The organism is Faecalibacillus intestinalis (genome assembly GCF_003024685.1).
Taxonomy (GTDB): domain Bacteria; phylum Bacillota_I; class Bacilli_A; order Erysipelotrichales; family Coprobacillaceae; genus Faecalibacillus; species Faecalibacillus intestinalis.
This window is the reverse complement of the sequence record NZ_PYLQ01000050.1, coordinates 1-727: the sequence shown is the minus strand read 5'-3', so window position 1 is coordinate 727 and position 727 is coordinate 1. Positions and strand designations below refer to the sequence as shown.

The 727-nt window shown below is 30.5% G+C and carries 1 protein-coding gene; it reads right to left on the bottom strand.

The features are described 5' to 3' along the window. The coding region (locus C7U54_RS14425) for a transposase (RefSeq protein ID WP_241522627.1) at nt 1–664 on the bottom strand (664 nt) is incomplete at its 3' end. Between the last annotated feature and the right edge of the window lie 63 nt (nt 665–727).

Sequence of the window (727 nt, the reverse complement as noted above, 5' to 3'; positions counted from 1 at the left end):
CACGTTGAAAATTGGACATACCATTTGCATTGGATAAGATCTTCTTTACATAATTGTTTTTACCTTCACATGGTCCATTAGATATACGTCTGTCATTTATCCATGTAAAAGAGTTGAGTATTTCTTCTTTCCAATGTTCAAGCGTCACCGCAACACTTATACTTTCTTCCACATGTGTATGTTTGAATTTTTTAATTACTGCATTGAGTTCCTTTCTTTTATTAGAATTATTGACTTCTTCTTTTGAAACTTGATCGAATATCAAATATTCTTCTTTGGCATTATAGGCCTGTCTAAGTTCACCATCAAAGCTTAGTAAAGTTTCAAGTATCATGTTTTCAGTTACATGACATTCCATTATCTTATCATACTTGAACGTTTCATTGTCTATGTTATTTTTGGATTTTAACAGTATCTTGTAACGATGTTTCAATAATCTGTATTCTCTGGATTTTTTATTTTTAGCATATTTACGCATAATTCTTTTTCGAGTATGATTGAGTTGATCATTTATTAGTCTGGTAACGTGAAAATGGTCAACAAGCAAGGTCGAATTTGGAAAATATGTCTTTAGTAAGGGTTTGAATATAAAGCTCATATCAGTGCATATGTATTCGACCTTTTTTCTTTCTTCCAAATCAATCTTAAATAGATAGTCGGACATGATATCATGAGTTCTGGATTCAACGATATCAATAATCAAATTGTTTTCAAAGTTCATAAGGAT